This is a genomic window from Leclercia sp. LTM14, assembly GCF_023736175.1.
Lineage (GTDB): Bacteria > Pseudomonadota > Gammaproteobacteria > Enterobacterales > Enterobacteriaceae > Enterobacter > Enterobacter barmai.
In genome coordinates this window covers 224,986-245,074 of record NZ_JAIKTT010000006.1, presented here as the reverse complement: position 1 = coordinate 245,074, position 20,089 = coordinate 224,986, and the positions used below count along the sequence as shown (strand labels likewise).

Here is a 20,089-nt window from a genome sequence, read left to right as displayed (position 1 = left end):
TATCACAATTTATACCGCTCACTAAAGTTAGGACGTTGCTATACATTTGCCAGGAAAAACTGACAAATATGGCACTATATGAGAAGGAATAATCCGAAACCGACAAGGGCTGCCCAGACCAGCATCGGCAGGGACCAGAGATGGAAGCGCCACCAGATCCGGCGATCGTTTGCCATCCGCAGGGCGATGAGGTTGGCGAGAGATCCCGGCAGCAGGCCAAAGCCCCCAACGTTCACCGCCCAGGCCAGCAGCGCCGTCGGCGGCACATAGTTAAGCAGCAGAATGGTGGAAGGCACGTTGCTGATAAACTGCGACAGCCCGATGGCGGTCAGCCACAGCCCCGGCTGCGACAGATGGGTAACGTTCTGCAGCACGCCGTGCAGGGCCGGAACCTGAATCAGCAGATGCACGTCGATAAACATCGCCATGAACACCAGCAGCAGCGTCCAGTCGACGCTGATAAGCACCCGACGCGCCAGCAGCAGGAAGCCCCCCGCCACCAGCAGCACGCCCCACAGCTCCTGCTTCAGATCGAGCGCCACCAGAAACACCAGGTAGAGCGCCAGACAGCTCCACGCCAGCCGTGGTTTCGACTGCGCTAAGGCGCTGCCGCTGTGATAGCGCAGCGCCGTTGCCGGAAATGCAAACCAGCACAGCAGCGCCAGGGTCAGCATCATCACCAGCGCCAGGGGCGCCATCTGCCAGGTGAAGGCGGCGAACGACAGTCCGGAGCGCCCCCACAGGAGGATGTTTTGCGGGTTACCAATCGGGGTCAGCAGCGACCCGGCATTCACCGCCAGGGCTTCAAAGATGATCAGCCGGTTGACCGGGATCTCGCACAGCTTGCGCAGCGTAAGGGTGAGCGGCACCACGATAAACAGCGCCACATCATTGGTCAGAAAGGTCGACAGCAGCGCGGCAGAGAAGACCATAAAGAGCGCCAGCCGCCGCTCGGTGGCGAAACGGCGCACCATCTTGCGCCCCAGCACGTCAAAAAAGCCGCTCTGCTCGACCCCTTTGGTCAGCATCATCAGCCCGGCGAGAGTAATAATGGTGTGCCAGTCGATGGCGGCAGGCCAGCGCTCCGGGGCGAAGGGCACCAGAAAACTGAGCCCAGCCCCAACAATCAGCAGTAAATGAAAGAAACGATCGCGGGCCAGCGCCCGCAGGCCAGGCAGGGTCATTCTGGGGAGGATCCATATTTCAGCGTAAAGGCCTGGAACTGCTGCAGCGTCTCTTCGCTGACGTGATGTTCCATCCCTTCGGCATCCCGGCGGGCAATCTCAGGGCTGACGCCGAGCACCAGCAGGAAGTTTTCGACAATCTGGTGGCGCTCGCGGCTCGCCTGCGCCAGCTTTTCCCCTTCCGGGGTCAGAAACACGCCGCGCCAGGGGATCATTTCGATCAGGCCTACCGTTGCCAGGCGCTTGAGCATTTTTGCCACCGTTGGCTGGGAGACGCCAAGACGCGCGGCCATATCCACCTGACGGGCCTCCCCTACCTCGCGGATCAGATCTGAGATCAGCTCCACATAGTCATCAATCAGTTCGCGACGATGCGCCTCGCGAACCTGGCGAAACCCTTCGACATGCTCTTCTACATTGACCAGTTGCGTCATTTTTTTTGTTGTTGGTTTACCTGCACGGCGGTTCATTGTGCTTCCTCAATCCGATGACACATCAAGCGTATCAATGCATAAGCGGACATTGTAAACCATCGGTAGACAAGCACAAAAAATTAACGATATAGCCATAGCCATATAATATAGCCTGTGCTATATCTGTATGTAATGCAGTCACCTTTCACGGATCGAAGGGATCAACCCGCAGGAGGTCATCATGAACGAATTCAAGAGGTGTATGCGCGTGTTTAGCCACTCTCCCTTTAAAGTACGCTTAATGCTGCTGAATATGATTTGCGACATCATTAACGGCAAGCCAGAGCAGAACAAACCCACCCACTAAGCGGCGTCGCGGTACGCCGCTTCATTTTTCTGTCATTTATCGCCGCTATACTTTCCGGCGGAAGGTTATTCCCCGATTTTTTTACGGAATTGCAGCCCCCTTCGCAAAACATCCCCTTTATATCTGTTGACGTTATACCTCGCTGGCTCTATCTTCTTGCAGCCCTGCACTTTTTGCGGCTCGCAGATGCGGACCTCAATCCCCCTTCTACGCATTCTCAGGCAGGTTTTGACCCTTGGCGCCAGGGTGAGCACATGGCGTTTTCACGATAGTGACCTATGAATTTAACCCTGAAAGACACGCTCATTACCCGCAGCCGGGCCTTAAGCCCGTGGACGGGATTCTATTTTTTACAGTCGCTGCTGATTAACTTTGCCCTGGGCTACGAATTCAGCCTGCTGTATGCCGTCGCCTTCACCTGTGTCCTGCATCTGCTGTGGCTCTGCGCCCCGCGCCTGCAAAAAGGCGTGGTCGGGATCTGCTCCCTGGTGGCGGCGATGTATTTCCCCTTTGGTCAGGCCTACGGCGCGCCAAACTTTAATACCCTGTTGGCGATGCACTCCACCAACATGGAAGAGTCGACGGAGATCCTCACCATCTTCCCGTGGTACAGCTATATCGTCGCCCTGTTTATTTTTGCGCTGGGCGTGATTGCCGTGCGGCGTAAACCGCAGCCTAAAAACGCGTGGGGCAAGATCGACAGCCTGTGCCTGGTGTTCAGCGTGGTGGCCTTTTTTGTCGCCCCGGTGCAGAACCTGGCCTGGGGCGGTGTCTTCAAGCTGAAAGATACTGGCTATCCGGTGTTTCGCTTTGTCAAAGACGTGGTGGTGAACAACCAGGAAGTGGTTGAAGAGCAGACCCGGATGGCCGAGCTGTCGCAGATGAAGGACACCTGGAACGTGCTGGCGGTGAAGCCGAAGTATCACATCTATATGGTGGTGATCGGTGAAAGCGCCCGTCGCGACGCGCTGGGTGCCTTTGGCGGCCACTGGGATAACACCCCGTTTGCCAGCAAGGTTAACGGCACCCTGTTTACCGACTACATCGCCGCCAGCGGTTCAACCCAGAAGTCGCTCGGGCTGACCCTTAACCGGGTGGTGGACAATAAGCCGCAGTATCAGGATAACTTCGTCACCCTGGCGAACCGCGCGGGCTTCCAGAGCTGGTGGTTCTCCAACCAGGGGCAGATTGGCGAGTACGATACGGCCATCGCCAGCATCGCCAAACGCGCGGACGAAGTGCATTTCCTGAAAAGCGGGGATTTTGAGGCGGATAAAAACACCCGGGATGAGGCGTTACTGAAGATGACCGAACAGGTCTTCAGCAGCCATCGTACCCAGCCGCAGCTGATCGTGCTGCATCTGATGGGTTCGCACCCGCAGGCCTGCGATCGCACCCAGGGGAAATACGCCGAGTTCGTGCAGTCGAAAGAGACCTCGTGCTACCTCTATACCATGACGCAAACCGACGACCTGCTCAGCAAGCTTTATGCCCAGCTGCAAAATACCGGTGAGAGTTTCTCGATGGTCTATTTCTCCGATCACGGGCTGGCGTTCAAAGAGCGCGGAAAAGAGGTGCAGTATCTGGCGCACGACGATGCCTTCCAGCAGAACTTCCAGGTGCCGTTTATGGTGCTGTCGAGTGATGATAAGGCCCATCGCATTATCAAAGCGCGCCGCTCGGCGAATGATTTCTTAAGCTTCTTCTCGCAGTGGACGGGGATCAGCGCCAGAGAGATCGACAACAAGTACCGCTTCCTGTCGAACGACAAGGCACCGCCGGTGTATGTGACCAACTTTAAGCTGCAGAAAGTGGACTACAACCATCTGGGGACGGATGTGTTTGAGACGAAGAGTCGGTAAATTTTTGCTCTCAAAGCAATAACATAACCACAGAATAATAAACGACTTACAGCGACTCCCTGGTCCGGCTGAAAATCGCCGAAGCGTTGACCGCAGGCCGGGGCGAGGCGCAGGGACGCGCCGAGAGGGCGTGACCTACAGGGATGTAGGATCACGCCCGACCCGATAGCCGAAAGGAATAAGCTGAGGGTACCGCGAAGCGGCGATTTTCTTTGCCGGGAGCCGGGATTGCTAAGGGGGCGGCGGCAAGCCCACTTAGCACGTTCACAGGTGACGCGGCTGACAGAGGAGCGCAAAACATACAGTGAACGGAACCACCACCACAGTCGCATATTCCCCCTCACCCCAGCCCTCTCCCTGAATGGAGAGGGAGCAGATCGTGCCACTTTTTTGGTGGGGATCCCTCAGCCCACAGGGAGAGGGAGAAAAACAAAAAAACCCGCCGAAGCGGGTTTTTTTACTGGCTCACCGAAGTGATTAGAAGCGGTAACCGACGCCCGCGATCCAGGTGCCAACGTCAACGTTACGGATGCGGCTCTGCTCATAGGAGACATCCAGTGCAACGTTTTCCATTGGGTTGAACTGCATACCTGCGCCATAGGAGAAGCCGTAGTCGCTGTTGGTTGCAGAGCGGTTGAAGCCCTGGTTTTCAGTCTGCTGGAATTTACCGTAGCCAACACCCACAACACCGTAGATGCTTGCCCAGTCGTTCAGACGTAAAGCTGGACCTGCAGTGATGCCGTAGTACTGAGCTTTATTGTAAGCACCGTTATCGTTACGATCTTTCTCAGTGTAGGTGAAGGAACCGATAACACCCAGTGGGTCGTTATCTTGCTCGTAGCGATATTTCAGGTTGAAACCGTTGGTTTTATTCATCACGCCCTGCATATCGCTCTGAGCGTAACCGCCAGTTACGGTAGAGGTCGCTGCGACTGCGGAACCTGCGGAAACAGCCAGAACAGCTGCCAGTGCTGAAAGACATGCAATTTTTTTCATAACCACCTCAAATGTGCTTCAAGTAAATCCGTAAGTTTTAAATATATCAAAAAAACTTGTGAAACTCTTTGTGATTCGTGATGTCTAACGCGGGTTTTCATGTAACTAAACATTTCCACCAGCAGCTATCTTATTCAAAAAACACCACATTTGTGTTTCATTTCACTAATAGTGCGCGCCAGTCACAATACATTCATCCAGACAATTCCTAATCTGTTACAGAAATCAGCCTGTCGTATGACCGCCATTTTACGGATTTACGACGACTTTTTTTCAACGAAGTCTCAACCGCGCGGCGTTATTTCCTTTACACTCCCTCTCTTTACTTCCTTTGACAGAAATTGACAGGAGAAAGGATGCCTGGGTTGTCTCGCAGGGCGCCAGTCTGGTTGCCCGTAATCGTCATTCTCATCGCCATGCTCTCCATACAGAGCGGCGCTTCGCTGGCAAAATCGCTCTTCCCGGTGGTAGGCGCCCCTGGCGTGACTGCGCTGCGTATTGCGCTCGGCACCCTGATCCTGGTTGTCATTTTTAAACCCTGGCGGTTGCGCTTCAAAAAAGAGCAGCGCCTGCCTCTGCTGTTTTACGGGCTCTCCCTGGGGGCGATGAACTACCTCTTCTACCTGTCGATTCAGACGGTGCCGCTGGGGATCGCCGTGGCGCTGGAGTTTACCGGTCCGCTGGCGGTGGCCCTGTTCTCCTCCCGCCGTCCGGTGGACTTTATCTGGGTGGTGCTGGCGGTGCTTGGCCTGTGGTTCCTGCTGCCGCTGGGCCAGGACGTCTCGCACGTTGATCTCACCGGCGCGGCGCTGGCGCTGGGGGCCGGTGCCTGCTGGGCTATCTATATTCTCACCGGACAGCGTGCCGGCGAGGAGCATGGCCCGGCCACCGTGGCGCTGGGTTCGCTCATTGCCGCCATCATTTTCGTTCCGCTGGGCATGGCCCAGGCCACCGAGTCCATCTGGCAGTGGTCGATCCTGCCGGTGGGGCTGGCGGTAGCGGTACTCTCCACCGCCCTTCCCTACTCGCTGGAGATGATTGCCCTGACGCGTCTGCCAACGCGCATTTTCGGCACGCTGATGAGCATGGAGCCTGCCCTGGCGGCGATGTCCGGGATGGTGTTCCTCGGCGAATCCCTGACCTTTACCCAGACGCTGGCGCTCTGCTCCATCATTGCCGCCTCGATGGGTTCGACCCTCACCCTGCGCCGGGAGAGTAAAGTCGAAGAGGTGGATATCCGCTAGCAGGTGTTATTTCGCCGGGAAACGGTTTCCGGCGAAATATTCTTATTCGCAATGGCCGTCATTATTCTGAAATATCGTCTTACTCCCCGCCAGCTCGTTAAAAAATAAGATTAATTTACGCATAAATATAACTATTTTCTATTTTTCAATGAATTACATATCACAACCACGCTTTCACTATTAAACCGATAGGCAGCACCCGGTCGCGCTATCTATAGCCGGTGCTATACTTGATTTCGAAATAACTTTGGACGCCAACATCAAGAGGAAATGAGATTATGCCTACCGCTAAACTGGTAAAAACAAAAGCACCTAATCTGCTGTATACCCGTAACGATGTGTCAGACAGCGAGAAGAAAGCGACGATTGAGTTGCTGAATCGCCAGGTGATCCAGTTTATTGACCTGTCCCTGATTACTAAACAGGCCCACTGGAATATGCGCGGTGCCAACTTTATTGCTGTGCATGAGATGCTGGATGGCTTCCGCACCGCACTGACTACTCACCTGGACACCATGGCTGAGCGTGCCGTACAGCTGGGCGGCGTGGCGCTGGGTACCACCCAGGTTATTAACAGCAAAACCCCACTGAAAAGCTACCCGCTGGATATCCACAGCGTTCAGGATCACCTGAAAGAGCTGGCGGATCGTTATGCCGTGGTCGCGAACGACGTGCGTAAAGCCATTGGCGACGCTAAAGACGAAGATACCGCCGATATCCTGACCGCGGCCTCCCGCGACCTGGATCAGTTCCTGTGGTTCATCGAGTCTAACATCGAGTAATCCATAGCATTTTGCTATCAGACCCTCGCCTTCGGCGGGGGTTTTGCACTTTCATGGTGCAGACATTTCTCCTCCCCCACCGCAAAAGTAAAGTGTTTGTAATAATCACCTCACACAATCGTTAACGAAAGATTGTTTTCTCGTCAATATTTGCGCTAAATAGCATAACCGTTAGTGATGGCATTTCGATGCACCAAAACAGTGCTTCTTTATGGTGCAATTTGCTGCCTTTGCTACCTTTTTTGTGCAATGAAATCCGTACCGTCCTTGCAAAAACAACACCTTGTAAAGTTGGCACGATTTTTTCATAGAGCCGTTCGTTCTCGCAGGGGATCGCCCCGTGGATATAAAAGGAAATGCTATGAAGTCTGTATTAAAAGTTTCACTGGCTGCACTTACCCTGGCTTTTGCGGTCTCTTCGCAGGCTGCTGATAAGAAACTGATTGTTGCTACCGACACCGCCTTCGTACCGTTCGAATTTAAACAGGGCGACCAGTACGTTGGTTTTGACGTGGATCTGTGGGCGGCTATCGCCAAAGAGCTGAAACTGGATTACACCCTGAAGCCAATGGACTTCAGCGGTATCGTTCCGGCACTGCAAACCAAAAACGTTGACCTGGCGCTGGCCGGTATCACCATTACTGACGCACGTAAAAAAGCCATCGACTTCTCTGACGGCTACTACAAAAGCGGCCTGCTGGTGATGGTTAAAGCCGACAACAACGACGTGAAGAGCGCGAAAGATCTCGACGGCAAAGTGGTCGCGGTGAAGAGCGGTACCGGTTCTGTTGATTACGCGAAAGCAAACATCAAAACCAAAGACCTGCGCCAGTTCCCGAACATCGACAACGCTTATATGGAACTGGGCACCAACCGTGCTGACGCGGTTCTGCACGACACGCCAAACATCCTCTACTTCATTAAAACCGCAGGTAACGGCAAGTTCAAAGCGGTCGGTGAGTCTCTGGAAGCTCAGGAATACGGTATCGCCTTCCCGAAAGGCAGCGACGAGCTGCGTACTAAGGTTAACGGCGCGCTGAAAACCCTGAAAGAGAACGGCACTTACAACGAAATCTATAAAAAATGGTTCGGCACTGAACCTAAATAAAACAGCCTGTTAAACAGGAACTGTACCGCCCGGTGGCGCTTGCGCTTACCGGGCCTACAATTTGAGTCATCTCCCTGACTCATTTTTTGTTTTCACCACGGTATACAGGAATACATCATGCAGTTTGACTGGAGCGCCATCTGGCCTGCCATTCCTCTCTTGCTTGAAGGCGCCAAAATGACCCTGTGGATTTCGGTCCTCGGTCTGGTTGGCGGGTTGATTATCGGCCTCGTCGCCGGTTTTGCCCGCACCTACGGCGGCTGGATAGCCAACCACGTAGCACTGGTCTTCATCGAAGTCATTCGCGGCACGCCGATTGTGGTGCAGGTAATGTTTATCTACTTCGCCCTGCCGATGGCCTTTACCGACCTGCGCATCGATCCGTTCAGCGCGGCGGTGGTCACCATCATGATCAACTCCGGCGCCTATATCGCCGAGATCACCCGCGGTGCGGTACTGTCGATCCACAAAGGCTTCAGCGAGGCCGGTCTGGCGCTGGGTCTCTCCCGTCGCGAAACCATCCGCCACGTGATCCTGCCCCTGGCCCTGCGCCGCATGCTGCCACCGCTGGGTAACCAGTGGATCATCAGTATCAAAGACACCTCGCTGTTCATCGTTATCGGCGTGGCTGAGCTGACCCGTCAGGGCCAGGAGATCATTGCCGGTAACTTCCGCGCGCTGGAGATCTGGAGCGCCGTGGCCGTGGTTTATCTGATTATTACGCTGGCGCTGAGCTTCGTGCTGCGTCGTCTTGAAAGAAGGATGAAAATCCTGTGATTGAATTTAAAAACGTCTCCAAGCACTTCGGTCAGACCCAGGTGCTGCACAATATCGACCTGACTATCCAGACCGGGGAAGTGGTGGTGATTATCGGGCCGTCCGGCTCCGGTAAATCCACCCTGCTGCGCTGCATCAACAAACTGGAAGAGATCACCAGCGGCGATCTGATTGTCGATGGCCTGAAGGTTAACGACCCGAAAGTGGACGAGCGCCTGATCCGGCAGGAAGCGGGCATGGTGTTCCAGCAGTTTTACCTCTTCCCGCACCTGACGGCGCTGGAAAACGTGATGTTTGGCCCCCTGCGCGTGCGCGGCGCCGACAAAGCGGCAGCCGAGCGGCTTGCAAAAGAGCTGCTGGCGAAGGTCGGTCTGGCAGAGCGCGGGCATCACTATCCGTCCGAGCTCTCCGGCGGTCAGCAGCAGCGCGTAGCGATTGCCCGTGCGCTGGCGGTTAAGCCGAAAATGATGTTGTTCGATGAACCAACTTCTGCCCTCGATCCGGAGCTGCGCCACGAAGTGCTGAAGGTTATGCAGGACCTGGCAGAAGAAGGCATGACGATGGTGATCGTGACCCACGAAATCGGCTTTGCCGAGAAAGTGGCCTCGCGTCTGATCTTTATCGACAAAGGGCGTATTGCCGAAGATGGCAATCCGCAGACGTTGATTGAGAATCCGCCGAGCCAGCGTTTGCAGGAGTTCCTCCAGCACGTTTCGTAATGTTACGCCGGGCGGCGCTGCGCTTGCCCGGCCTACGGTTCCAACGATTTCCCCCGGAATTCTCCCAAAAGCCCCCCGCTTCCGCCCGCCTTCTATACTTATCACTTTGCACATTTTTGTCACCGGAGGACACCGTGCCCTGGATCCTGCTGCTTTTGATAAGCCTGTTTTGCCTGCCTGCCCAGGCCGTCAGCCTGCCGGGCGTGCCTGCCGCAACGGCGCAAACACCCCCACCGGCTGAACCGGACGTTGAGCAGAAAAAGGCGGCTTACTCTGCGCTTGCCGACGTGCTGGAAAACGACGCCTCACGCCAGGAGCTGATAAGCCAGCTGCGCAGCGTCGCCGCCACGCCGCCCCAGGAGCCGGTGCCCAAAATCACCCCGCCGGAGATAGCCGACGAGAAAACGGTGCTGGAGAACGTCACCGATATCAGCCGCCATTATGGCGACGCCCTCGCCACCCGCTTCGCCCAGCTCTACCGCAACCTGATTGGCTCCCCGCATAAAGCCTTTAACCCGCAAACCTTCACCGCTGCCGCGGAGCAGTTTCTGATCCTGGCCGGGTTGGTCTTTGCTTTTTACTGGCTGGTGAGGCTCTGCGCCTGGCCGCTGTACCGCAGAATGGGCAGCTGGGGGCGCAAAAAGAACCGGGAAACGAGCAGCTGGATTCACCTGCCGCTGACCATCGCCGGGGCCTTTATTATCGATCTGCTGCTGCTGGCCCTGACCCTGTTTATCGGCCAGATCCTGAGCGAGTCCCTCAATACAGGCAATCCCACCATTGCCTTCCAGCAGGCGCTGTTCCTCAATGCCTTCGCGCTAATTGAATTCTTTAAGGCGATCCTGCGCCTGATATTTTGCCCCCGGGTACCCGACCTGCGTCCCTTCGCCATTAACGACAGCGCCGCGCATTACTGGTCGCTGCGCCTTAGCCTTCTGAGCGGCATCATCGGCTATGGCCTGCTGGTGGCGGTGCCGATTATCTCTAATCAGGTCAACGTGCAGATTGGCGCCCTGGCAAACGTGCTGATTATGCTCTGCATCACCGTCTGGGCGCTGTACCTGATCTTTCACAACAAGCGCGCCATCACCGAGGGGTTGCTTCATCTCGCCGACCGCTCTCTCGCCTTCTTCAGCCTGTTTATTCGCGCCTTCGCCCTGGTGTGGCACTGGCTGGCGAGCGCCTATTTTATCGTGCTCTGTTTCTTCTCCCTGTTCGATCCCGGCAACAGCCTGAAGTTTATGATGGGGGCTACCTTCCGCAGCCTGGCGATCGTCGGCGTTGCCGCGTTCGTCTCGGGGCTGCTTTCGCGCTGGCTGGCGAAAACCATCACCCTGTCGCCGCACGTGCAGCGCAGTTACCCCGAGCTGCAGAAGCGGCTTAACGGCTGGATCGGCGTCTCGCTGAAGGTGGCGCGGATCCTGACGGTCTGCATCGCCATCATGCTGCTGCTCAGCGCCTGGGGACTGTTCGACTTCTGGAACTGGCTGCACAACGGCGCGGGTGAAAAGACGGTGGATATTCTGATCCGCATCGCGCTGATCCTCTTCTTCTCCGCCATCGGCTGGACCATCCTGGCGAGCCTGATCGAGAACCGGCTCTCCTCGGATATTCATGGCCGCCCGCTGCCCAGCGCCCGCGCCCGCACCCTGCTGACACTGTTTCGCAACGCGCTGGCGGTGATCATCAGCACCATTACCATCATGATTGTGCTGTCGGAAATTGGCGTCAATATCGCCCCGCTGCTGGCGGGTGCCGGTGCACTTGGGCTGGCGATCTCCTTTGGCTCCCAGACGCTGGTGAAGGACATCATCACCGGGATCTTTATCCAGTTTGAAAACGGGATGAATACCGGGGATCTGGTAACCATCGGGCCGCTCACCGGCACGGTGGAACGGATGTCGATTCGTTCGGTGGGGGTGCGGCAAGATACCGGGGCGTACCACATCATCCCGTGGTCCTCAATCACCACCTTCGCCAACTTCGTGCGCGGCATCGGGTCGGTGGTGGCGAACTACGATGTGGACAGGCATGAAGATGCCGAAAAAGCGCAGGGCGCGCTGAAAGCGGCGGTGGATGAGCTGCTGGAAAGAGAGGATATTCGCGGGCTGATTATCGGTGAGCCCTCATTTGCCGGGATTGTGGGCCTGACCAGCACCGCCTTTACCCTGCGCGTGTCCTTTACCACCCAGCCGCTAAAGCAGTGGACGGTGCGCTTCGCCCTCGACAGCATGGTGAAAAAGCACTTCGACCTGGCTAACGTGCGGATGCCGGTGCAGATGTATCAGCTCCTGCCGTCGCCGACGGGGGAGAACACCCAGATCCAGAACCGCACCTGACTGTTCCCTCTCCCCTGTGGGGAGAGGGTTAGGGTGAGGGGAAAGACGCTTAACGCTGGCGGCGTTTGGCGTTATCCATAAAGGTCCAGGCGATAAAGCGGCTCTGCTTCTGACCCTGGGCCATCTCTTTTTTCACCACTTTAACCGCGCCGACGTCGGTCAGGGCGCGGTAGAGCGGCGGCAGGTTTTCGCTGCGGGAGACCAGAGTGGTAAACCACTTCACCTGGCGGGCAAACTGGGCGCTCTCGGCAATCATCTTCGTGATAAAGGCCACTTCCCCCCCTTCGCACCACAGCTCCTGCTGCTGGCCGCCAAAGTTCAGCGCGCCGTCGGCCGCCTGGCCAAGGTTACGGCGCTTACGCTCGCTGCCAGCCCGGGCGGTTTCCGCTGAATCATGGAACGGCGGGTTGCACAGGGTAGCATCGTACTGTTCGTTTTTGTGGATCACGCCCGTGAAGATCGCCGAAGCCTCTTTCTGACGACGCAGACGAATGGCGCGGCTCATGCCGGGATTCGCGTTAATGATGGCGGTGGCGTTGGCGAAGGCCTGGGTGTCCACTTCGCTGCCGGTAAAGCGCCAGCCGTACTCATGCGCGCCAATCAGCGGATAGATCAGATTCGAGCCAGTGCCGATATCGAGGATCGTCGCCTGAGCGGGCACCTCACCGTTATTGCCTTCCGCCAGCAGATCGGCGAGATGGTGAATGTAGTCGGCACGCCCCGGCACCGGCGGGCAGAGATAGCCGTCCGGAATGTCCCACTGGGCCACACCGTAGAAATGCATCAGCAGCGCTTTGTTCAGCGTCTTTACCGCCTGCGGATCGGCGAAGTTCACCGTGGGCTCGCCTGCTGGCGTCCGGGTGATAAATTCGCGCAGCGCCGGACAGCTTTCGCATAAGGCATTCATGTCGTAACGGCTACGGTGGCGGTTGCGTGGGTGCAACCCCGGCTTTTCGGGTGTCATGGCGTTCTCCTGTAAACAGCGGCGTAAGATACCCGTTGCGGGCGCAACGGTAAATATTTCTCTGCGCGACAGAATAAACCACCAAAAATCAGTCACCTGTATGTATCTGATTTGTCATGGAATTGTCAAAATATGTTGTTCAAAAAATAAGCAGATCATCATCAATTTTTTGCACTAAATCACACTCTGACCCGTTCTACACTTAGTGTGCATCACCCGTTGTCAATCAGAGGAAGTGATTATGAAAAAATACCTGGTAATGCTGGCTGCCGCTTCACTGGCAGGTGCGTCGTTTGCTGCATGGTCGATCGAATCACTCAGCAGCGGCGATACCAGTCAACTGAGACCCGCCGGAACCGTGCAGGCTTCTGGCGCAAGAAATCTCGATGACCTGCAGGATAAACTGGCTGAAAAAGCGCGTGAACAGGGTGCTAAAGGCTATGTTGTGAACTCTGCCAGCGGCGACAACACCATGTTTGGTACCGCCACCATCTACAAATAGTTCCCCTCTCTGCACTGCATACTGCATCCCCCGGGGTGCAGTTCATTTTTTGCCCAAACTCCACTTTGTGAAGATTTTTAGTAGCCAATGTAAATTTACGTATTTCCTTTTGTTGGCGACAGTGATAAAAAGTCACGCCAAATGATAATGTTTATCACAATTATTATCATTTGTAGGTTCATTACGGTTATTCACGTGGCACAGGAACAGGCCCAGACCTGCCTGACAGCGTAATGAAAACTCAATACTAAAAATTATAAGTCGCTAAACAATATGGATAAAAATCGCAACGTTCCGAACAGCTTTAACTCGCTGACCTTTTTCGCGGGTCTGTGTATCGGTCTTACTCCCGTGGCTTCTGTAGTTGCGGCGGAGAATAACGATAAAGCTGACGACACCCTGATAGTCGAAGCGGCACAGCCTTCGCTGTATGCCCCGCAGAAGTCCGCCGACGCCAAATTCAGCCGTCCGGTGGCCGATACCACCCGCACAATGACCGTAATCTCCGAGCAGGTGCTCAAAGATCAGGGCACCACTAACCTGACCGATGCCCTGAAAAACGTCCCGGGCGTGGGCGCGTTCTTCGCCGGTGAAAACGGCAACTCCACCACCGGCGATGCGGTTTACATGCGCGGCGTGGACACCTCGAACAGCATCTACGTTGACGGTATTCGCGATATCAGCACCACGACGCGCGACACCTTCAACACCGAACAGGTGGAAGTGATTAAAGGGCCATCCGGCAGCGATTACGGACGTAGCGCCCCGAGCGGCTCGATCAATATGATCAGCAAACAGCCGCGTCTGGATTCAGGCATTGATGCCTCCGCCAGCATCGGCAGCGCCTGGATGCGCCGCGGTACGGTCGATATCAACCAGGTGATGGGTGATACCTCGGCGTTTCGTCTGAACCTGATGGGTGAAAAGACCCACGATGAAGGCCGCGATAACGTCAAGAACGAACGCTACGGCGTGGCCCCTTCCCTCGCCTTTGGCCTGGGAACGGAAAACCGTCTCTATCTGAACTACCTGCATGTGACCCAGCACAACACCCCGGACGGCGGCATTCCGACCATCGGGCTGCCGGGCTACTCTGCACCCTCTGCGGGCACTGCGGCGCTGAATCACTCAGGCAAGGTGGACACCAGCAACTTTTACGGCACCGATTCCGATTACGACGATTCCACGTCCGACACCGCCACGATGCGCTTTGAGCACGACTTCAACGACAACACCACCCTGCGTAACACCACGCGCTGGTCCCGGGTGAAGCAGGATTATCTGATGACCGCCGTGATGGGTGGCGCCAGCAACATCGCCCAGCCTGACCGCAACAACGTGGACACCTGGACCTGGTCGCGTCTCGCCAATACCAAAGATGTCAGCAACAAGATCCTCACCAACCAGACCAACCTGACGACCAAATTCTATACCGGCAGCGTCGGCCACGATATCAGCACCGGGGTGGAGTTCACCCGTGAAAACCAGACCAACTACGGCGTGGATGCCATCACCCCGCCGCCGGTCAATATCTATCACCCGAACAGCAACGTCGATATTGGCGGCCTGAACAACAACGGCGCCAATGCCAATGGCCAGACCGATACCTTCGGGATTTACGCCTTTGATACGCTGCAGATCACCCGTGATGTTGAGCTCAACGGCGGCATTCGTCTCGATACGTACCACACCGAATATGACAGCGCCAGCGTCTGCGGCGGCACCGGTCGCGGGGCGGTCGCCTGCCCGGCCGGGACCCCGAAAGGTTCCCCGGTGACTACCGTGGATACGGCCACCTCGGGCAATCTGGTGAACTGGAAAGCCGGGGCGCTTTATCATCTGACCGAGCACGGCAACATCTACGTGAACTACGCCATCTCTCAGCAGCCGCCGGGTGGTAATAACTTCGCCCTGGCGCAGGGTGGCACCGGCAGCAGCGCCAACCGCACCGACTTTAAGCCGCAGAAGGCCAAAACCAGCGAGCTGGGCACCAAGTGGGAAGTGCTGGATAAACGTCTCCTGCTGACCGCGGCGGTGTTCCGCACCGACATCGAAAACGAAGTTGAGCAGAACGATGACGGCACTTACTCGCAGTACGGTAAAAAGCGCGTCGAGGGTTATGAACTGTCGGCAGCGGGTAACATCACCCCGGCCTGGCAGGTGATCGGCGGTTATACCCAGCAGCGCGCCAGCGTGCGCACCGGCAACAACGTGGCGCAGGATGGCACCTCTTCCCTGCCGTATACCCCGGAACACGCCTTCACGCTGTGGAGCCAGTACCAGGCAACGGATGACATCTCCGTTGGCGCAGGTGCCCGCTATATTGGCAGCATGCACCGCGGCTCTGACGGCGCGGTGGGTACCCCGTCGTTTACCGAAGGTTACTGGGTGGCCGATGCCAAACTGGGCTATCGCGTCAACCGCAACCTCGATATGCAGCTCAACGTCTACAACCTGTTTGATGAGGACTATGTCGCCTCCATCAACAAGAGCGGCTACCGCTACCATCCGGGCGAACCGCGTACCTTTATGTTAACGGCGAACATGCACTTCTGATCATTCGTGGGGGGGTGCCCCCCACGTTTCAGTGCACTTCTGTTAGCGCGTGGGGCGTTAGCCCCACGCTACGGAGAATCTTTATGATGTATCACATTCCGGGCGTGCTGAACGCCGATGAGGTAGCGCAGTTCCGCGCCCAGCTGGAGCAAGCCCCGTGGATCGACGGGCGCGCCACGGTGGGCAACCAGGGCGCACAGGTAAAAACAACCAGCAGGTCGACACCCAAAGCCCGCTGTACGCCACCTTGCAGGCCAGCGTGTTGCAGGCGGTGAATCAGCACCCGCTCTTTTTTGCCGCCGCCCTGCCGCGCCAGATCTCCAGCCCGCTGTTTAACCGCTACCAGCAGCAGGAGACCTACGGCTTTCACGTTGACGGTGCCGTGCGTAGCCACCCGCAAATCGGCTGGATGCGGACCGATCTCTCCGCCACCCTCTTTTTAAGCGACCCCGACAGCTACGAGGGCGGCGAGCTCGTGGTGAACGACACCTACGGCCAGCACAGCGTGAAGCTCCCGGCGGGGGATCTGGTGCTCTATCCCTCCAGCAGCCTGCACTGCGTGACCCCGGTGACCGCAGGTGTGCGGGTGGCCTCCTTTATGTGGATCCAGTCGATGATCCGTGACGACAAAAAGCGCGCCATGCTGTTCGACCTCGACCGCAACATCCAGACCCTGCGCGCCCGCCACGGCGAAAGTGACGAAGTGCTCTCCCTGCTGAATCTCTATCACAACCTGCTGCGCGAATGGTCTGAAATCTAGGCACCTGCCTTGATTGTACGTTTTTTGACCCCATAGTTACTGTACAGCGCAATAACCTGTCAGGAGGGGTTTATGGCTTCCGGTTGGGCGAATGATGACGCCGTTAACGAACAGATCAACAGTACCATTGAAGACGCAGTGGCCCGGGCGCGGGGCGAAATTCCGCGAGGCGAGAGCCTGAAATTCTGCGAAGAGTGTGAGGAGCCGATCCCCGAAGCGCGGCGTAAAGCCGTGCCCGGCGTGCGGCTGTGCATCGCCTGTCAGCAGGAGAAAGATTCACATAATGCATCCCACGCAGGATATAATCGCAGAGGATCCAAAGACAGCCAGCTGCGATGACTGGCATGACGGCTGCGGGGCCACGCAAGCGATTACTTGCTTGCGCACGAATTTTAGCCCCTGGTTTGTCGAAACGTGCCCTCATCGCCTCTTCTGTAAAGCGCAACGGCAAGAAACGTAAATCCATTCATTGAATTTATTAATATTCAATAACTTATTTGTCATTCAAATTTTTCGAAGGATGACGTCAATTCTCTTCGATTTTATCTCTCGCAAAAAAGCGTGATACTTATCACATCGACGGAACAACGTCCCCTTAACAGAATAACCTGCGAGATATTAACCATGAAAACCATCAAATATGCTGTTGCTGCTCTTGCCCTGACCACGCTGTCTTTCGGTGCTTTCGCTGCGGAATCTGTGACTGCGGCCCAGGCAAGCGGCATGAACAAAATCGGTGTGGTCAGTGCGGAAGGCGCGACCACCCTGGACGGTCTGGAAGCACGCCTGGCGGCGAAAGCAGAAGCAGCTGGCGCGACTGGTTACACCATTACCTCCGCTAACACTAACAACAAACTGAGCGGCACTGCGGTTATCTACAAATAACCTGACCCTTATCTCTGCCCCGCTCGCCGGTCCGCTGGCGGGCTGCTCCAACCCTCATTGACCCTTTGTTGTTTTTTGGCCCGTCCATCGCTGGACGGGCTTTTTTTATTTAAAAACTCTGGTTAACCCGCGCCAGCCCGGCATCGACCGTCTCCACCTGGCCGCTGGCCAGCAGGCAGCAGGCCATCTGCAGCTTCAGGGAGTGCGGCACCGCTTCGCGCCCGGCAAGGCAACTCTCTATCCAGCGCGCGGTGGTTTCGGCATCTTTCGCCTGCGGCAGAGAGACATTACTGTTCTCTTCCCCACGCTCCAGCACCACCCGGGTACCCGCCGCATCAATCAGCGTTTGCTGCGGGCAGCGCTGCGGGTTGGCATACACTTCGCCTTCCGTGCCGTGCATCAGCAGCCCTCTGCCACCGATATCGGCAAAGAAGGTCGCCACGCGGGTGACATATTCCGGGTGCGAGACGCTGGAAAGGCGCAGCGCGGCATCTTCGGCAAAGGGCGTCGCCAGCTTCGCCAGGGTGTGGGCGCTGTTCCGCACCCCCATGCGCCAGCGCATCGCCAGCTGTTTTTCCAGCGGCGGACAGAGGGTGCTCACCGGAATATAGACCGGGTGATGCCCGTCCAGCTTCGCCTGCGCCTGGCCGCCGTGACGGGTCGGCTCAATGCCCAGCAGGGTGAAGATGGTTTCGCTCAGCACGCGGGTCGGATCTTCGCTCACGCCGTGCACCACCACCGGGAACCCGAGCTTGTGCAGCAGGATCGCCAGCAGCGGCGTCAGGTTGGCCTGCTTGCGCGCGCCGTTGTAGCTGGGGATCACTACCGGCATCGGCTTAGCAACCGGGGGCGTCAGGCGCAGGGTTTGCGCCTGCATGGCTTCATAAAAGCCGCGCATCTCGGCTTCGCCTTCGCCCTTAATGCGCAGCGCGATCAAAATGCCGCCCATCTCCAGGTCCGGCACCTCGCCGTTCAGCATCCGGGTGTAAAGACCCCGGGCGGTATCCTGATCCAGGTCGCGGGCGTGATTTTTGCCTCGCCCAACCTCTTTGATAATTTTGCGATAATCCACGACAACTCTCCTTGCGACATCTTATTAACACTATAGCGTCGATAAGGTGACGGCGGACAGACATTTCTCTTATCGATTTTGCGCCCCCTTTCCCCTCCATCTCAAGCCATCATTCTGTAATTAAAGAAAAAATAATAATACAACCCCAATTCAAATCATTAGTGGCCAGGGCAGTAGTTAATAGCCAACCAAAACTTACGTAAATTAGCGCCAATAAAGTTTCGCCCCTTTATTTATCAATTAATCACAACGGATGTTATTAACACCGGCATTTATTCAGGAATTATTATGCGTAAAATCCTTACCGGCACTTTTATTGCCACTGCGTTATGTTGTTCTGTCTCTGCCTGGGCTGCAAACAGCGGCGAGGGGCAAATTAACTTCACCGGCGAAATCATCGATTCCGCCTGTCAGGTGGTCAACGGCGTCAGCAGCCCGCTGGATGTTTCCCTGGGCAAAGTGTCGCAAACGGCCTTTACCGGCTCGGGCTCCACCACGTCGGCCACCCGTTTCGACATTCAGCTGAAAGACTGCCCGGAAACCATCACCAGCGCCGCCATCACCTTCGGCGGCTCTGCTGACAGCACCAATGCCAACGTACTGGCCGTCACGCCGGGTACCGGCGCGGCGACCGGTGTCGGTATCCAGCTGCTGGACAAAACCGAGAATCCACTGAGCTTATACAGCCCGTCCACCAGCTACACGCTGCAGTCGGGCACTACCACCAACGACCTGGTCTTTGGCGCACGCTATATCCAGACCGGCAGCACCATCACCGCTGGCCCGGCTAATGCCGTCTCCACCTTTACCGTTATGTACAACTAATAAGGCGGCGCCTGGTTATGCGACCGGGCGCCGTTCTTTTTGATTCAGAGTCCCGTCATGCGTAAATCTGTTTTGATCGCCTCCCTGTTATTAATGACAACCGCCGCGCACGCCGGGGTCATTATTGAAGGGACCCGCTTAATTTATCAGGGAGATAAAAAAGAAGCGTCGCTGGGAATTTCTAACCCCGATAACCTCGACTACCTGGTGCAATCCTGGGTAGAGAGCCAGGATCACGCCCGGGAAAAAGCGCCGTTCCTGATCACACCGCCGCTGTTCCGTCTGGATGGCCACCAGGACAATGTCCTGCGCGTGGTGCATACCGGCGGCAATCTGCCCACCGATCGCGAATCGCTCTACTGGCTGAACATCAAATCGATTCCGTCCACCGCGCATCACGAGAACACCAACACCCTGCAAATTGCCATCAAAACGCGCATTAAGCTGATCTACCGCCCGGAGGGGATCGCCGGTAAACCGGACGAGGTGGCGGATAAACTGCGTTGGCATAAACAGGGCAACAATCTCATCGTCAGCAACCCGACGCCGTTTTACATGAATTTCCAGGAGATCACGCTGGGCGGCAAAAAAGTCGACAACATCAGCTGGGTCGCCCCCGACAGCGACGCGCATTTCGCCGTGCCGGGTGGGATCAGCGCTACCCGCGTCAGCTGGAAAATCATCAACGACTATGGCGCGGTGAGCCACGCCTGGTCTGCCAGCCTCCAGTAACT

General features: G+C 56.5%; 19 protein-coding genes and 1 pseudogene. 15 read left to right on the top strand and 5 right to left on the bottom strand.

Translation table 11 applies throughout. The features are described from left to right. Positions 1 to 74 precede the first annotated feature (74 nt). Both K5I40_RS14685 and mntR read right to left on the bottom strand, forming a co-directional pair. On the bottom strand, positions 75 to 1,184 hold the full coding sequence (locus K5I40_RS14685) for an anion transporter (RefSeq protein ID WP_039032703.1): 1,110 nt from the start codon (positions 1,182 to 1,184) through the stop codon (positions 75 to 77). Further along, complete coding sequence (gene mntR / locus K5I40_RS14680; protein ID WP_138369530.1) at positions 1,181 to 1,654, bottom strand: manganese-binding transcriptional regulator MntR; 474 nt, start codon at positions 1,652 to 1,654, stop codon at positions 1,181 to 1,183. Before mntR ends, K5I40_RS14685 begins: the two co-directional genes overlap by 4 nt. A gap of 184 nt (positions 1,655 to 1,838) precedes the next feature. Here mntR and mntS point away from each other — a divergent pair, with 184 nt between their 5' ends. Further along, the gene (mntS, locus tag K5I40_RS14675; RefSeq protein WP_039032705.1) at positions 1,839 to 1,964 is read left to right on the top strand and encodes a manganase accumulation protein MntS; all 126 of its coding nucleotides are present in this window, start codon (positions 1,839 to 1,841) and stop codon (positions 1,962 to 1,964) included. A gap of 278 nt (positions 1,965 to 2,242) precedes the next feature. Continuing rightward, a complete protein-coding gene (locus tag K5I40_RS14670) occupies positions 2,243 to 3,826 on the top strand; it encodes a phosphoethanolamine transferase (protein WP_223074837.1) in 1,584 nt (527 codons plus the stop codon). A 477-nt stretch (positions 3,827 to 4,303) separates the two neighbouring features. Here K5I40_RS14670 and ompX read toward each other — a convergent pair whose 3' ends face one another. Further along, positions 4,304 to 4,822: an outer membrane protein OmpX gene (gene ompX / locus K5I40_RS14665; protein ID WP_039029412.1), complete on the bottom strand. Its 519-nt coding sequence runs from the start codon at positions 4,820 to 4,822 to the stop codon at positions 4,304 to 4,306. Between the two features lie 356 nt (positions 4,823 to 5,178). Between ompX and rhtA the strand changes: the two genes are divergently transcribed. The 6 genes from rhtA (at position 5,179) to ybiO (ending at position 11,791) form a co-directional block, all read left to right on the top strand. Next, on the top strand, positions 5,179 to 6,066 hold the full coding sequence (rhtA, locus tag K5I40_RS14660) for a threonine/homoserine exporter RhtA (protein WP_138369532.1): 888 nt from the start codon (positions 5,179 to 5,181) through the stop codon (positions 6,064 to 6,066). 278 nt (positions 6,067 to 6,344) lie between these two features. Beyond that, positions 6,345 to 6,848 (top strand): DNA starvation/stationary phase protection protein Dps, encoded by a 504-nt coding sequence (gene dps / locus K5I40_RS14655; RefSeq protein WP_039029410.1) that lies wholly within the window; start codon positions 6,345 to 6,347, stop codon positions 6,846 to 6,848. A 361-nt stretch (positions 6,849 to 7,209) separates the two neighbouring features. Beyond that, positions 7,210 to 7,956 carry a glutamine ABC transporter substrate-binding protein GlnH gene (gene glnH / locus K5I40_RS14650; RefSeq protein ID WP_039029409.1) on the top strand — a complete coding sequence of 249 codons (747 nt, stop codon included), beginning with the start codon at positions 7,210 to 7,212 and terminating at the stop codon, positions 7,954 to 7,956. Between the two features lie 117 nt (positions 7,957 to 8,073). Further along, entirely contained in the window at positions 8,074 to 8,733 is a 660-nt protein-coding gene (gene glnP / locus K5I40_RS14645) for a glutamine ABC transporter permease GlnP (RefSeq protein WP_039029408.1), read from the top strand. Further along, positions 8,730 to 9,452, top strand: a complete 723-nt coding sequence (glnQ, locus tag K5I40_RS14640; protein WP_039029407.1) for a glutamine ABC transporter ATP-binding protein GlnQ — start codon at positions 8,730 to 8,732, stop codon at positions 9,450 to 9,452. The genes glnP and glnQ overlap by 4 nt, the downstream gene beginning before the upstream one ends. A 134-nt stretch (positions 9,453 to 9,586) precedes the next feature. Then, entirely contained in the window at positions 9,587 to 11,791 is a 2,205-nt protein-coding gene (gene ybiO, locus K5I40_RS14635; protein WP_223074838.1) for a mechanosensitive channel protein, read from the top strand. 49 nt (positions 11,792 to 11,840) lie between these two features. Here ybiO and rlmF read toward each other — a convergent pair whose 3' ends face one another. Next, a complete protein-coding gene (rlmF, locus tag K5I40_RS14630; RefSeq protein ID WP_176556505.1) occupies positions 11,841 to 12,755 on the bottom strand; it encodes a 23S rRNA (adenine(1618)-N(6))-methyltransferase RlmF in 915 nt (304 codons plus the stop codon). Between the two features lie 241 nt (positions 12,756 to 12,996). Here rlmF and mcbA point away from each other — a divergent pair, with 241 nt between their 5' ends. The 5 genes and pseudogenes from mcbA (at position 12,997) to ybiJ (ending at position 17,458) form a co-directional block, all read left to right on the top strand. Continuing rightward, complete coding sequence (gene mcbA / locus K5I40_RS14625) at positions 12,997 to 13,257, top strand: DUF1471 family periplasmic protein McbA (RefSeq protein ID WP_039029404.1); 261 nt, start codon at positions 12,997 to 12,999, stop codon at positions 13,255 to 13,257. A gap of 273 nt (positions 13,258 to 13,530) precedes the next feature. Then, positions 13,531 to 15,813: a catecholate siderophore receptor Fiu gene (locus K5I40_RS14620; RefSeq protein ID WP_223074839.1), complete on the top strand. Its 2,283-nt coding sequence runs from the start codon at positions 13,531 to 13,533 to the stop codon at positions 15,811 to 15,813. A gap of 83 nt (positions 15,814 to 15,896) precedes the next feature. Beyond that, a pseudogene (gene ybiX, locus K5I40_RS14615) lies at positions 15,897 to 16,573 on the top strand (PKHD-type hydroxylase YbiX). 72 nt (positions 16,574 to 16,645) lie between these two features. Then, positions 16,646 to 16,912 (top strand): DksA/TraR family C4-type zinc finger protein, encoded by a 267-nt coding sequence (locus K5I40_RS14610; protein ID WP_039029401.1) that lies wholly within the window; start codon positions 16,646 to 16,648, stop codon positions 16,910 to 16,912. Between the two features lie 285 nt (positions 16,913 to 17,197). Then, positions 17,198 to 17,458: a DUF1471 family protein YbiJ gene (gene ybiJ, locus K5I40_RS14605; protein WP_039029400.1), complete on the top strand. Its 261-nt coding sequence runs from the start codon at positions 17,198 to 17,200 to the stop codon at positions 17,456 to 17,458. Positions 17,459 to 17,567: 109 nt separating this feature from the next. On the opposite strand, the gene ybiB is transcribed toward ybiJ, so the two are convergent. After that, on the bottom strand, positions 17,568 to 18,530 hold the full coding sequence (ybiB, locus tag K5I40_RS14600; protein WP_223074841.1) for a DNA-binding protein YbiB: 963 nt from the start codon (positions 18,528 to 18,530) through the stop codon (positions 17,568 to 17,570). Between the two features lie 288 nt (positions 18,531 to 18,818). Here ybiB and K5I40_RS14595 point away from each other — a divergent pair, with 288 nt between their 5' ends. Together K5I40_RS14595 and K5I40_RS14590 are read left to right on the top strand one after the other, a co-directional pair. Further along, positions 18,819 to 19,355, top strand: a complete 537-nt coding sequence (locus K5I40_RS14595) for a fimbrial protein (RefSeq protein WP_223074842.1) — start codon at positions 18,819 to 18,821, stop codon at positions 19,353 to 19,355. Positions 19,356 to 19,412: 57 nt separating this feature from the next. Further along, positions 19,413 to 20,087, top strand: coding sequence for a molecular chaperone (locus K5I40_RS14590; RefSeq protein ID WP_139564596.1), 675 nt, complete (start codon positions 19,413 to 19,415; stop codon positions 20,085 to 20,087). Positions 20,088 to 20,089: the final 2 nt, after the last annotated feature.

Coding starts and splice junctions, on each gene's coding strand:
- ompX (WP_039029412.1), bottom strand. CDS start 4,822: ATGAAAAAAATTGCATGTCTTTCAGCACTGGCAGCTGTTCTGGCTGTT.
- mntS (WP_039032705.1), top strand. CDS start 1,839: ATGAACGAATTCAAGAGGTGTATGCGCGTGTTTAGCCACTCTCCCTTT.
- mcbA (WP_039029404.1), top strand. CDS start 12,997: ATGAAAAAATACCTGGTAATGCTGGCTGCCGCTTCACTGGCAGGTGCG.
- K5I40_RS14685 (WP_039032703.1), bottom strand. CDS start 1,184: ATGACCCTGCCTGGCCTGCGGGCGCTGGCCCGCGATCGTTTCTTTCAT.
- ybiJ (WP_039029400.1), top strand. CDS start 17,198: ATGAAAACCATCAAATATGCTGTTGCTGCTCTTGCCCTGACCACGCTG.
- dps (WP_039029410.1), top strand. CDS start 6,345: ATGCCTACCGCTAAACTGGTAAAAACAAAAGCACCTAATCTGCTGTAT.
- K5I40_RS14610 (WP_039029401.1), top strand. CDS start 16,646: ATGGCTTCCGGTTGGGCGAATGATGACGCCGTTAACGAACAGATCAAC.
- glnH (WP_039029409.1), top strand. CDS start 7,210: ATGAAGTCTGTATTAAAAGTTTCACTGGCTGCACTTACCCTGGCTTTT.
- rlmF (WP_176556505.1), bottom strand. CDS start 12,755: ATGACACCCGAAAAGCCGGGGTTGCACCCACGCAACCGCCACCGTAGC.
- K5I40_RS14590 (WP_139564596.1), top strand. CDS start 19,413: ATGCGTAAATCTGTTTTGATCGCCTCCCTGTTATTAATGACAACCGCC.
- glnP (WP_039029408.1), top strand. CDS start 8,074: ATGCAGTTTGACTGGAGCGCCATCTGGCCTGCCATTCCTCTCTTGCTT.
- K5I40_RS14620 (WP_223074839.1), top strand. CDS start 13,531: ATGGATAAAAATCGCAACGTTCCGAACAGCTTTAACTCGCTGACCTTT.
- rhtA (WP_138369532.1), top strand. CDS start 5,179: ATGCCTGGGTTGTCTCGCAGGGCGCCAGTCTGGTTGCCCGTAATCGTC.
- mntR (WP_138369530.1), bottom strand. CDS start 1,654: ATGAACCGCCGTGCAGGTAAACCAACAACAAAAAAAATGACGCAACTG.
- K5I40_RS14670 (WP_223074837.1), top strand. CDS start 2,243: ATGAATTTAACCCTGAAAGACACGCTCATTACCCGCAGCCGGGCCTTA.
- K5I40_RS14595 (WP_223074842.1), top strand. CDS start 18,819: ATGCGTAAAATCCTTACCGGCACTTTTATTGCCACTGCGTTATGTTGT.